The 12,360-nt window shown below is 59.5% G+C and carries 12 protein-coding genes and 1 pseudogene; 4 read left to right on the forward strand and 9 right to left on the reverse strand.

Annotated elements, in window-relative coordinates:
- Positions 1–9 precede the first annotated feature (9 nt).
- The 8 genes from hpaI to F475_RS24855 all read right to left on the reverse strand — a co-directional run bounded on the left by hpaI (position 10) and on the right by F475_RS24855 (position 7,310).
- Entirely contained in the window at positions 10–810 is an 801-nt protein-coding gene (gene hpaI, locus F475_RS24820; RefSeq protein WP_018927917.1) for a 4-hydroxy-2-oxoheptanedioate aldolase, read from the reverse strand.
- An 18-nt stretch (positions 811–828) separates the two neighbouring features.
- Positions 829–1,632 (reverse strand): 2-oxo-hept-4-ene-1,7-dioate hydratase, encoded by an 804-nt coding sequence (hpaH, locus tag F475_RS24825; RefSeq protein ID WP_111454934.1) that lies wholly within the window; start codon positions 1,630–1,632, stop codon positions 829–831.
- 12 nt (positions 1,633–1,644) lie between these two features.
- Positions 1,645–2,949, reverse strand: coding sequence for an MFS transporter (locus F475_RS24830; RefSeq protein ID WP_018927919.1), 1,305 nt, complete (start codon positions 2,947–2,949; stop codon positions 1,645–1,647).
- A gap of 49 nt (positions 2,950–2,998) precedes the next feature.
- A complete protein-coding gene (locus F475_RS24835; protein ID WP_111454935.1) occupies positions 2,999–3,391 on the reverse strand; it encodes a 5-carboxymethyl-2-hydroxymuconate Delta-isomerase in 393 nt (130 codons plus the stop codon).
- Positions 3,392–3,439: 48 nt separating this feature from the next.
- Positions 3,440–4,297 (reverse strand): 3,4-dihydroxyphenylacetate 2,3-dioxygenase, encoded by an 858-nt coding sequence (hpaD, locus tag F475_RS24840; RefSeq protein ID WP_111454936.1) that lies wholly within the window; start codon positions 4,295–4,297, stop codon positions 3,440–3,442.
- 108 nt (positions 4,298–4,405) lie between these two features.
- A complete protein-coding gene (gene hpaE / locus F475_RS24845) occupies positions 4,406–5,866 on the reverse strand; it encodes a 5-carboxymethyl-2-hydroxymuconate semialdehyde dehydrogenase (RefSeq protein WP_111454937.1) in 1,461 nt (486 codons plus the stop codon).
- A 5-nt stretch (positions 5,867–5,871) separates the two neighbouring features.
- On the reverse strand, positions 5,872–6,642 hold the full coding sequence (locus tag F475_RS24850; protein ID WP_018927923.1) for a fumarylacetoacetate hydrolase family protein: 771 nt from the start codon (positions 6,640–6,642) through the stop codon (positions 5,872–5,874).
- Positions 6,643–6,653: 11 nt separating this feature from the next.
- Positions 6,654–7,310 (reverse strand): fumarylacetoacetate hydrolase family protein, encoded by a 657-nt coding sequence (locus F475_RS24855; protein WP_111454938.1) that lies wholly within the window; start codon positions 7,308–7,310, stop codon positions 6,654–6,656.
- A 189-nt stretch (positions 7,311–7,499) separates the two neighbouring features.
- Here F475_RS24855 and hpaA point away from each other — a divergent pair, with 189 nt between their 5' ends.
- Positions 7,500–8,402, forward strand: a complete 903-nt coding sequence (gene hpaA, locus F475_RS24860) for a 4-hydroxyphenylacetate catabolism regulatory protein HpaA (protein WP_018927925.1) — start codon at positions 7,500–7,502, stop codon at positions 8,400–8,402.
- Between the two features lie 115 nt (positions 8,403–8,517).
- Here the strand turns inward: hpaA and F475_RS24865 are convergent.
- Positions 8,518–9,774: pseudogene (locus F475_RS24865) on the reverse strand (OprD family porin).
- Between the two features lie 254 nt (positions 9,775–10,028).
- On the opposite strand from F475_RS24865, the gene hpaR reads away from it, so the two are divergent.
- The 3 genes from hpaR to pcaH all read left to right on the forward strand — a co-directional run bounded on the left by hpaR (position 10,029) and on the right by pcaH (position 12,349).
- A complete protein-coding gene (hpaR, locus tag F475_RS24870; RefSeq protein WP_026286558.1) occupies positions 10,029–10,451 on the forward strand; it encodes a homoprotocatechuate degradation operon regulator HpaR in 423 nt (140 codons plus the stop codon).
- Between the two features lie 145 nt (positions 10,452–10,596).
- A complete protein-coding gene (pcaQ, locus tag F475_RS24875; protein ID WP_018927929.1) occupies positions 10,597–11,526 on the forward strand; it encodes a pca operon transcription factor PcaQ in 930 nt (309 codons plus the stop codon).
- Between the two features lie 103 nt (positions 11,527–11,629).
- Positions 11,630–12,349 carry a protocatechuate 3,4-dioxygenase subunit beta gene (gene pcaH, locus F475_RS24880; RefSeq protein ID WP_111454939.1) on the forward strand — a complete coding sequence of 240 codons (720 nt, stop codon included), beginning with the start codon at positions 11,630–11,632 and terminating at the stop codon, positions 12,347–12,349.
- The last annotated feature ends 11 nt before the right edge of the window (positions 12,350–12,360 follow it).

The raw sequence follows: 12,360 nt of genomic DNA on the forward strand, positions 1-12,360 counted from the left end.
CTCGAAAAATCAGTACACGCCGCCGGAGCTGGTGGGCACCGGAGCATCTTTGAATTTGCCGGCGAGGGTTTGCAGGCCACGCATCAGCACGGTGGTGTCGACACCCACGGCAACGAATGCCGCGCCCAACTCGATATAGCGCCGGGCGAGTGTCTCGTCGGCGCTGAGAATGCCTGCGGCCTTGCCGGCCTTCTGAATCCGCACGATGGCGTCCTCGATGGCCGCCTGCACCTCGGGATGCCCCGGATTGCCGCGATGGCCCATGGACGCGCTCAAATCCGCCGGGCCGATAAACACCCCGTCCACGCCCTCGACCGCCGCAATGGCATCCAGGTTGACCAGGCCTTCGCGGTTTTCGATCTGTACCAGCAGGCACATTTGTTCATCCGCTTTGTCGAGGTAACCGGGAATGCTGTTCCAGCGTGACGCACGGGCCAGCGCACTGCCGACACCGCGTATGCCCTGGGGCGGATAGTGAATCGCACGCACCAGTTCCCGTGCCTGTTCGGCACTTTCAACCATCGGCACCAGCAGGGTCTGGGCGCCGATATCCAACACCTGCTTAATCAGTGCGATATCGCCGATCACCGGGCGTATCACCGGATGACTGGGGTAGGGCGCCACTGCCTGAAGCTGGCCGAGCAACCCGCGAAGATCATTGGGTGCATGTTCGCCGTCGATCAGCAGCCAATCGAAACCGGCATTGGCTGCCAGCTCGGCACAGTAGGCATCGGCCAGACCGAGCCAGAGGCCTATCTGAGCTTCGCCGCTTTTGAGGCGTTGCTTGAAACGGTTGATGGGCATGTCCATGGAACAGTCCTCCAGGGATCAAACAAAGCGGCAGGAGATGGAACCCAGCATGTCGTAATCGACATGGAAGGTATCACCGGGGTTGGCCACCACCGGGCGGGTGAAGGAGCCGCCGAGAATGATTTGGCCCGCTTCCAGGGTGACGTCGTAGGCGGCCAGTTTGTTCGCCAGCCATGCCACGCCTTTGGCCGGATGATTGAGCACGGCGGCCGACACCCCGGACTCCTCGATCACGCCGTTGCGGTAGAGCACCGCAGGCACCTTGCGCAGGTCGATCTCGGTCGGCCGCACGGCACGACCGCCCATGACCACGCCAGCGTTGGCGGCGTTGTCGGAAATGGTGTCGAACACCTTGCGTGTCGCCTTGGTCTGCGGGTCGATTTGCTGAATTCGCGCATCGATGATTTCCAGCGCCGGGATCACCCATTCAGTGGCGTCGAGCACGTCGAAGATCGTGCAGTTCGGACCTTTGAGCGGCTTGCCAAGGATGAACGCCAGCTCCACTTCCACCCGCGGCACGATGAAGCGCTCGAACGGAATGTCCGTGCCCTCGTCGAAGAACATGTCATCGAGCAAGGCACCAAAGTCCGGCTCGGTGATGTTCGAGGACACTTGCATGGCCCGCGAGGTCAGACCGATCTTGTGCCCGACCAGTTTGCGCCCGTCCTTGATTTTCTGGGCGACCCAGGCGCGCTGGATGGCATACGCGTCTTCGATGGTGATAGCCGGGTGATCGAGGGAAAATTGCCGGACCTGCTCCCTGGAGCGTTCAGCCCGATCCAGTTGTGCGGCGGCGTGAAGGATTTGCTGTTGATCGAGCATGACGAAGATCTCTTATTGTGGATTGACGATGGCCGCATTGGTGCGCAGCACCAGGAAGCCGCCGAGAGCGATTAACAGCGCCAGGACATACAGGGCCAGGCTGGCGCTCTGAGTGGTGTCGCGCATCCAGCCGATCAGGTAAGGCGCGAGGAACGAGGCGATGCTGCCGAACGAGCTGATCAGGGCAATGCCGGCGGCTTGTGTGCAGTTGGAGAGAAAGGCCGGAGGCAGTTGCCAGAACATCGGCAACGCGGCGCTGGCACCCATGCCAGCGACGGTCAAGCCGCCCATCACCAACAGCGGGTTGCCCGGCGCCAGGCCCGCCACTGCGATACCGGCGGCGGCCATCAGTAGCGGCACACACAGGTGCCAGCGGCGTTCGCGGTTACGGTCCGACGAGCGTCCGCAGCCGATCATGAAGAAACACCCGGCCAGATAGGGCACTGCACTGAGCAGGCCTACCTTGCCGTCGCTGCCAATTCCCGCGCCGTGGATCAGTGTTGGCATCCAGAAGGCCAGGGTGTTGACCGCCAGCATCACCGCAAAATAGATCGCCACCAGCAGCCAGACCTGTGGGTCGCGCACAATCCCACCGAAGGAGGTGATGGATTTACGCTGTTCTTCGCTGCTCAGTTGCGCGCGCAGTTGCTGTTTCTGCGCCGGGTTCAGCCACTTCACGACTTCGAAGTTATCCGGCAAACACTTGAGCACCACCAGGCCCAGCAAGACCACCGGCGCCCCTTCGATCAGGAACATCCACTGCCAGCCGCGCAGTCCACCGAAGTCATGGAGGTTTTCCAGAATCGCCCCGGACAGCGGTCCGCCGATGACTCCGGCCATCGGCACGGCAATGGCAAACAGCGCGGTGACTTGAGCCCGGCGCCGGGCCGGGTACCAGCGATTGAGGAACACCAGGATCCCGGGAAAGAAGCCGGCTTCGGCTACGCCCAGCAAAAAGCGCAGGACATAGAAACCGCTGGAGCTTTCGACCCACAACATGCTGGCAGAAAGTACGCCCCAGACCACCATCAGGCTGGCGATCCAACGCCGTGGTCCGACCCGGTCAAGGGCCATGTTGCTCGGTACCCCGAACAGCGCGTAGGCAATGAAGAACAGTCCGGCTCCGAAGCCGTAGACGGTGTCGCTGAAGTGCAGGTCGGTACTCATCTGCATCTTGGCGAAGCCGATGTTGATCCGGTCCAGATGGGCGAACAGGTAACAGATCAACAGCAATGGCATCAGGCGCCAGGTAACGGTGCTGTGGGTTCGATCGTGCTCGGCAAGGGTGATGCTGTCAGCGGTATTGGCTGTGCTCATGATGTTGTACTTTTTGTTTGAGTGGCCGTTGGCGGAAGGAGGGCGTGAATCAGCCCGCCTGGTTCTTCAAGAAGGCATGCACGTTGTTCTGCTTGAAATTCAGTTCGGGGTGCAGCTCGATCATCTCGAACGACAGCGCCAGCAAGCGTTGCGACTGCAGCTCGGCGAAGTGCTCGGTGATTACGTTGAACAGTGTTTGTGCGACTGTCTGCCGGGTCGGCAGATCTCGTCCGTGACCGACCTTGAGGGTCATATGGACGAAAGCGTAATCGTGCTTGCCATCCGCCATGCGCCAGGTGTCCAGGCGCACGCCACGACTGCGGATGCCGCCCAGGGGGAACACGCCGCTGTCTCCCAGGACGGCGTGGACCTTTTCGAATAGCGCGGGCAAGTCCGCCTGCTGTTCGATGTTGTCGGTGTATTCGGCGATGAAATGCGGCATGTGAGTCTCCGGGGCGCGGGCAACCTTCAGGCTGCCCGCGAGCGAGTGTCAGAGGGGGAAAATGGCGTTGATCTGGCCGGTGCCGGAACTGCCGAACGGCGGGGTGATGATCTCGGCTGGCTTGTTGTATTCAGGCCCGCCCAGCAGTCCAAGGAGCATCGCGGTGTCGTGCATCTTGCCTTCGCCGAAGCAATGCTCGGCGTAGTCCGGGAGCATTGCGCAGAACTCCTTGAAGCGACCTTGCTTCCACATCTCGACCACGTGCAGGTCCATCTGCTTGTCGAATTCACGGGTCCAGTTGTGAATGTTGGCTTCGGCTTCGCGGTCGTCGGAGAAACGGTGGGACAGCGAGCCGGAGGCCAGTACCAGCACCTTGCGGTCGCTCTTCTCGATGGCCCGGCGCACGGCGGCGCCGAAGGCGAAGCTGTCTTCCAGGCGATGCCAGGCGCACCAGGCGGCGATGGAGATCACGTCAAACTTCTGCTCGTCCGGGACGCCCATGTGCATGTAGCGCATAGGTACCAGAGTGCCGTATTCCAACTCCAGGCTCGGGATGTTATGGGCCATGGTGCGCACTCCGGCCTGATTGGCCTCGGTGGCGATCAGCTCGCCCAACGCTGGGCAACCCGGGTACTCGTACTCCATGTTCTTGATGAAGTGCGGCAGTTCGTTGCTGGTGTAGATGCCCTTGAAATGCTCGCCGCAGTTGACGTGATAGCCGCTGTTGACCAACCAGTGCACGTCGAACACCACGGCGGTGTCGGCACCGAGCTCGCGGGCGCGACGGCCGATTTCCTTGTGTCCGGCAATTGCCGCCTCGCGACAACCGTGATGCTTGCCGGGCAGTTCCGACAGGTACATCGAGGGTACATGGCAGATTTTCGCGGCCAGGACGACTTCGCCCATGATGATTCTCCTGAAATTGTTGTTATTCGATTCAATCTGGTGGCCAGTGAAGGCTGCGATGAGCCGATGCGCGGCCCATCGCTGCCTTCAGCAGCGACCATCGGCTGTTCAGAGACCCCAACGCGGGATGTGATGACTGCCCATGGAAATGCAGATGTTCTTGATTTCGGCGAACACCTCAAAGCTGTACTGGCCGCCTTCGCGTCCGGTACCGGAACCTTTCACACCACCGAACGGCTGACGCAAGTCCCGCACGTTCTGACTGTTGATGAATACCATGCCGGCTTCGATGCCGTAGGCCAGGCGATGGGCCTTGCCGATGTCCTGGGTCCAGATGTAAGACGCCAGGCCATACTCGGTATCGTTGGCCAGTTGCAGGGCCTCGGCTTCGTCCTTGAACGGAATCAGGCACACCACCGGACCGAAGATCTCTTCCTGGGCGATACGCATCTTGTTGTTCACGTCGGCGAACACCGTCGGCTGAATGAACTGGCCTTTACTCAGGTGCGCCGGCAAGTTGGCCGGACGTTCCAGACCACCGGCGAGGAGGGTGGCGCCTTCCTCGATGCCGATCTTGATGTAGCCAGTGACCTTGTCGTAGTGGGCCTGAGTGATCATCGAGCCGACCTGAGTCTTCGGGTCCTGTGGATCGCCGACGATCAAGCGTTTGGCGCGGGCAGCAAACTCGGCGACGAACTGAGGGTAAACGCTTTCCTGAATGAAGATCCGGCTACCAGCGGTGCAGCGTTCGCCGTTCAGCGAGAAGATGGTGAACAGTGCGGCGTCGAGGGCGCGCTCCAGGTCCGCATCTTCAAAGATCAGCACCGGTGACTTGCCGCCGAGTTCCATGGAGTATTTTTTGAGGCCGGCGGTCTGCATGATTTTCTTGCCGGTGGCGGTACCTCCGGTGAACGAAATTGCGCGCACATCCGGGTGCCGAACCAGTGCGTCACCGGCGGTGGCGCCGTAACCCTGGATGACGTTGAGCACGCCATAGGGAATGCCAGCCTCAACAGCCAGACGACCGAGTTCGTTGGCTGTCAGCGGGGACAGCTCGGACATCTTCAGCACCGCAGTATTGCCCAGTGCCAGGCACGGCGCGGTTTTCCAGGTGGCAGTCATGAACGGCACGTTCCACGGTGACACCAGACCGCAAACACCCACCGGCTGATACAGGGTGTAGTTGAGCATCTGGTCGTCGACGGGGTAAGAGTGACCGTCCATGCGGGTGCAGACTTCGGCGAAGAAATCGAAGTTGTGCGAAGCGCGGGGGATCAACACATTTTTGGTCTGATGGATCGGAAGGCCCGTGTCCAGCGTTTCCAGTTCGGCCAGACGCGGGACATTCTGCTCGATCAGCTCACCGAGCTTGCGCATCAGTCGGGCACGTTCCTTGGCTGGCGTATTAGCCCACTTGGGGAAGGCTTCCTTGGCCGCGGCTACGGCCTGAGCGACTTCTTCGGCGCCGCCGCTGGCGATTTCACCGATGGCTTCGCCGGTGGCCGGGTTGTAGTTGACGAAAACGTCTTTGCTTTCGACCTCACGGCCGTTGATCCAGTGTTTGATCATGCTGCTCAAGCCTCTTTACGGGCGGAGAAAAATTCCGCTTCGCTAACAATTCGATTAACCAGGCGACCCACGCCTTCCACTTCCACAATCACTTCATCGCCGGGAACCACATCGGCCAGACCTTCCGGCGTGCCCGTAGCGATCATGTCGCCGGGCTGCAAGGTCATGAAGCTGGACAGGTATTCGATCAGGTAAGGGATGTCGAAAATCATGTCGGAGGTCGAGCCTTCCTGACGTAACTCACCGTTGATCCAGGTGCGCAGTTTCAGGTTGCTCGGGTCCGGCACGTCGGCGACGTCGACGATCCACGGACCGACCGGCGTCGTGGCATCGCGGTTCTTCACCCGCAGGTTGGGCCGGTAGTAATTTTCCAGGTAGTCACGGATCGCGTAGTCGTTGCACACCGTGTAGCCGGCCAGGTACTGGAGGGCGTCTTCACGCTTGACGTTACGCGCGGGCTTGCCGATGACGGCGACCAGTTCGCACTCGTAGTGCATATAGGCGACGTTGTCCGGGCGCCATGTAGCCTGGTTATGGCCGGTGTAGGTGCCCGGGGACTTGATGAACGCCAGGGGCTCGGTGGGCGGCTTGAAGGCCAACTCGGCGGCGTGGTCGGCGTAGTTCAGGCCCAGGGCGAACATGCTGCCGGTGGCCGGTGGCAGCCATTGCACTTGTTCTTCGGCCAGCAGGCGGCCGTCGGCCAGGCGCACGGCGTTGTGCTCTTCGACATGGACGAGGTGGACTTCACCTTCAAAGCGGATACGGGCGTGTTTCATGGAAGCTCCTGTTACTCGGCCACGATGTGGTTGACGAGGCGGCCCACGCCGCTGATTTCGACTTCGACGGTGTCACCGGGCTGGACATCGACACGGCCTTCAGGGGTGCCTGTGATCAGCACATCGCCTTCGTGGAGGGTCATGAATTCGCTGATTTCGGCGATCAACTGGGGAATGCTGCGGACAAAGTTGGCCGTGGAGTTTTCCTGGCGCAGTTCACCGTTGACGAACAGTTTCAGACTCAACTGATGCGGATCGGCGAGCTGGTCAAGGCCCACCAATTCCGGGCCCAGCGAGCAGAAGCCGTCACGACACTTGGCTTTCACCGCCGGGCGGTAGTAGCTGTCTTCCGGCAGGCTGAACTCGTTGACGATGGTGTAGCCGGCCACATGTTCCAGCGCATTCTCGATGCTGACCCGGCTGGCGCTTTTACCGATCACCACACCCAGTGCAGGCCCCGGTTGCAGGCGTTCACCTTGCGGATGAATCACCGCGCGGTCATGGCCATTGCGGGTGTTGGGCGTCTTGATGAACAGCACCGGTTTAACCGGCGGTTTCTGGTAAGGCGCTTGCCCGAATTCGGCGATACGTTGGTTCAGCAACCCTTGATAGTTCAGCGCAACGCCGAACAGGGTGCCGTTCGCAACATCATGCAGGGCACGGCTCATGCTTTTCTCCTGGCAGTGGCGGAGCAATGACTGCTTCGCGAAATATTCGTTAACCTGTTAACGTTATAATTAATATGTTAACAATCGTCAAGCGTGGCAAAATGCGCTGGCAGTGGTTAGCCGCCGCAAACCGGCGCAGGATGAAAGTCCTTGCACTGCCAACACGCAAACAAGAAAGAGAACCGAGCGATGATCGATCGTCAGCCGATCCCCAATATCAACATCGGTCAGGTCTACGACCAGCGTTACAGCGATGCCGAAGTGCACTACGACAAACTCGGCAATCTGGCTGAGTTCTTCGGCCGCAATATGCCCGTGCACCGACACGACCGGTTCTTCCAGGTGCATTACGTGAAGAGCGGTGCGGTGCGGGTCTATCTGGATGACCAGCAATACCTCGAGTCGGGACCGATGTTTTTCCTCACGCCACCGACGGTGGCCCATTCCTTCGTCACCGAAGCGGACGCCGACGGGCATGTGTTGACGGTGCGCCAGCAACTGGTCTGGCAGTTGATCGATGCCGATCCGAGTCTGGCGCCGGGCTCGCAGTTGCCAGCGGCTTGCGTGGCATTGGCGGGGCTGGCACCACAGTTCCAGCCCGAGGTCAGGAGACTGGAGTTTCTGTTCGAGGAACTGTGCAACGAGATCAACGGCGACAAGCCAGGGCGGGGGGCGGCCTTGGAGAGCCTGACGCGATTGATCGTGATCAGCCTGCTCAGGCTGTGCGCCAATTCCCTGGAAGCCCGCCCGGCACGCCATGAAGACTTGCGGATCTTCCACCGCTTCAACGAATTGATCGAAGACCATTACCTGCAGCACTGGCCGCTGTCGCGCTATGCCGATGGCATTGGTGTTACCGAGGCACGGCTCAACGATGTCTGCCGGCGCATTGCCGACCTGCCGTCCAAACGTTTGATCCTTGAACGGCTGATGCAGGAGGCCAAGCGTCTGTTGTTGTTCACTGGCAGTTCGGCCAATGAAATCTGCTACCAGCTGGGCTTCAAGGACCCGGCCTATTTCAGTCGGTTTTTCCAGCGTTATGCGCTGGTGACTCCTGGGGAGTACCGCCTGCGGCAGTCGGGTTTGCGCTGAGGTAGCCATGTTTGCTTCTCGATAGGCGTCGAGTGTCTGTCGAGCAATCATGGTCGCAGCCGGTGCCCTGAAAAATGGCTTTTACAGGGAACCGATTGCACTTTTCATGGGCGGCTCACCACAAGGCCAGGCTGTAGCCGATGATGATCCGGTTTTCGTCTATATCGCTGGTCAGGCCGTTGCTTGAGCGAAGAGTGGCGTTGCGTAGCCGCACATTGACGTTCTTCAGCGGACCACTCTGCACCGTGTAAACCAGGTCGGTGTCACGCTCCCATTCCCGACCGTTACGCACGGTGGAGGTTTGCACATGAGAGCCGTCGACATAGCGAGTCATGAAGGTCAGCCCAGGCAGGCCCAGGGCCGCGAAGTTGTAGTCGTAACGCGCCTGCCAGGCGTCGGTCTCGGCCTTGGTGAAGACGTTGATGGTCACCAGGTTTACTGAATATGGGTCCAGGCCCGGAAAGGCGAAGTCGCCGTCTCCGGAGAGATTCTGGTACCCCAGGCCGAATTTATGGGCACCCATCGACAGGCTTACCATGCCGTTGAAAAAACGGTTGTCGATCTTGCCGCCATCGACCCTGGATGGACTGCGCAATTCATGGTTGCCTTGTTCGCGAGTATCGAAATAGCGCAAATCGCTGCGCAGATTCACACCTTCTGCCAAGGGCAATTCATGCACCAGACCGATGAAGTGCTGGCTGTAGATGTCCTGCATCCGGGCGTAATAATAGGTCGCTGCCAGGTGTGGATTGATCGCGTAGGTGCCACCGGCCAGATCGAGATGGCTGCTTTACACACCGGCGTAACTCATCTCGTCATTGCTGGAGGAGTCTCGTAGGTTCTGCTTTTCCAGGCGGCCCAGATTCAGGGTCAGGCCGTCGACTTCCTGGGAGGTGACCAGCTCACCGCTGTAGGTTGAGGGCAGCAGTCGGGTGTCGTTATAGGCGGCCACGGGCAGTTGCGGCTGTAGGGTGCCGAGTTTGAGCACGGTCTTCGATGTTCGCAGCTTGGCGGTCAGGCCCAATTCGCTGTAGCTGTCCTCTGGTTGCTGGCTGGCGCCAAAGGGCAGCAAGCCGGTGCCTCGACGATCGCGACTGGAGTCAAGTTTCACCCCGAGTTCGCCCAAGGCATCGACCCCGAAACCGACCATGCCGTCGGTGTAGCCCGACTCCAGGCGTAATACAAAACCCTGGGCCCACTCTTCGGCCTTGTTCTGTGGTGCATTGCTCTGACGAAAGTCTCGGTTCATGTAGAAATTGCGCAGGTCCAAACTGGCTTTACTGTCCTGGACAAAAGCAGCGTGAGCGCTAAACGGGCTAAACGCGGCGCACAGGGCAACGCTTGCCGCCGTGCGAAGGAGGCACGAATGCATGAGGGGGGTCCTTTTGTTGTTTTTGTAGGTATCACCCCCTATTCGGTAAGGGGTGTCATATAGTTAACATCTTATCTATTATTTTCGTAGCGTTTTTTTCAGTTTTTTCATAAGAAATAGGGGTGGTGGCGATTATTTTTTATCTGAGATCATTGATTTGTTTATAAGTTAATGATGTGCTGCAGAGGGGATGTTGCATGCACTCTGTGCCGACTCTAAGCTTTGACGCTTCGACCTCTTTTTCCGCGTGAACCATGCCGACCCCCAGACCGTCCCTTACGCTCACCTTGTTGCAGGCCCGCGAAGCAGCCATGGCATTTTTCCGGCCGTTGCTCAACGAACATGATCTGACTGAACAGCAATGGCGGGTGATCCGTATCTTGCGTCAGCACGGCGAACTGGAAAGCCATCAACTGGCCAATCTGGCATGCATCCTCAAACCGAGCATGACCGGCGTGCTGTCCCGGCTGGAGCGCGACGGTATCGTCCGGCGCAGGAAGTCGTCCGAAGATCAGCGCCGGGTATTCATCGCCCTGACCGAGCAGGGGCAGCAGTGTTTCGTCGACATGAGTGCGGGGATGGAAAGCAACTACTTGAAGATTCAGGAGCAGTTCGGCGCGGAGTCGCTTGAGCAGTTGCTGGAACTGCTCAATAAATTGAAGAACATCAAGCCCTGATTGACGCAATGTCCTGTATTTGACATCCCCTCCGAGCAAGTCAAAAAAGTCCATTGCCACCATCCGATCACCAGGAAATTGAGCGCACGCTAAGATTGCCTGCAAACGTTTCGATACCAATGAGGCAACCTCACGGGGCTCCGTAGTGAACATCGACACCCGCATCAAATTCCGTCACCTCGTGTGCTTTCTCGAAATGGCTCGTCAGGGCAGTCTGGCGCGGGCGGCGGATGTGTTGGCGGTGAGTCAGCCAGCGATGTCGAAGACGCTCAAGGAGCTGGAGGAACTGCTGGCGGCAAGTCTGTTTATACGCAGTAAAAGTGGTGTGAACCTGACCGAAGCCGGGGTTGCCTTTTTGCGTTATGCCGGGCCCTCGGTGCAGGCGCTGCGTGATGGGGTGAATACCTTGCGCGGTGGCGAATATGCGGCAGGCACGGTTCGACTCGGCGTGTTGTCGACAGTGGAAAGTTTGCTGGTGCCTGAGGTTGTACGGCGCTTGCACGAGCGCCATTCGGCGCTGGTGGTGAGTGTGGTGACCGGGCCAAGCGCCTATTTGTTGTCGCAGTTGCGGGTGGGCGATGTGGACCTAGTGGTCGGCCGTATGACCGATAGCCCGGAGATTCAGGGGCTGACCTTCGAGCATCTGTACAGTGAGTCCATGACACTGGTGGTGCGTCCCGATCATCCCTTGCTGGCCGAGCCACTGGAGCGTAGCGCCCTGGAAGATTTCCCGCTGGTGCTGCCGCTGGCAGGAACGACGATTCGCAAATATGCCGATAGCCTGTTCGTGCAATGCGGCATCAGCCAGTCGCGGCAGCGTCTGGAAACCTTGTCCGTGACCCTGAGCCGTCGTTATGTGTTGTCCAGCGAGGCGATCTGGATCGCGCCTCTGGATGCCGTGCGCCTGGATCTGGCAAGCGGCGAACTGCTTGAGATCAACCTGGGGCAGCGCGAGCCGGGTGGTTCGGTGGGGATTTCCAGTAACGCCAGCTTGCCGTTGTCACTGGCGGCCCAGTGGTGCGTCGAGGTGCTGCGCGAGGTAGGGCAGGCGTATCGCGAAGGGTCTTATCCATAACCATTTGGTTATGTGTTGAGGGTGGCTTTTCAATATTCCCCAGCCTTCTGTTGTTTGAAACTGCGCAGGTAGTGCTCCATAAATCAAACAACAGGAGATCGACATGTCTGATGCAGACAGCAGTCGTTTCGTTATTCGTGACCGTAATTGGCACCCCAAAGCCCTGACCCCTGATTACAAAACCTCTGTCGCCCGTTCTCCACGCCAAGCCTTGGTGAGCATCCCCCAGTCGGCCAGCGAAACCAGCGGCCCGGATTTCTCTCACCTGAAGATGGGGCGGTTCGATAACGACCTGCTACTCAACTTCAATAATGGTGGGCTGCCGGTGGGCGAGAGGATCATCGTTTCCGGCCGGGTCTGTGATCAATATGGCAAGCCCATCCCGCATACCCTGGTGGAGATGTGGCAGGCCAACGCCGGTGGTCGCTACCGGCACAAAAATGATCGCTACCTGGCACCACTGGACCCGAATTTCGGCGGTGTCGGCCGGGCTCTGACCGACCGTGACGGCTGCTACAGCTTTCGCACCGTGAAACCCGGTCCGTATCCTTGGCGCAACGGTCCGAATGACTGGCGCCCGGCGCACATCCATTTCTCCATCAGCGGGCCATCGATCGCCACGCGCCTGATCACCCAGCTGTATTTCGAAGGCGATCCACTGATCCCGATGTGCCCGATCGTTAAGTCGATCGCCAATCCAGAGGCGGTACAGAGCCTGATCGCCCGGCTCGACATGGGGAATGCCAACCCGATGGATTGCCTGGCCTATCGCTTCGACATCGTGCTGCGCGGCCAGCGCAAGACCCACTTCGAAAACTGCTGAGGAGTCCGTCC

Origin of the sequence: Pseudomonas sp. URMO17WK12:I6 (assembly GCF_003253625.1) — a bacterium.
In the GTDB taxonomy this organism is placed as follows: Bacteria; Pseudomonadota; Gammaproteobacteria; order Pseudomonadales; family Pseudomonadaceae; genus Aquipseudomonas.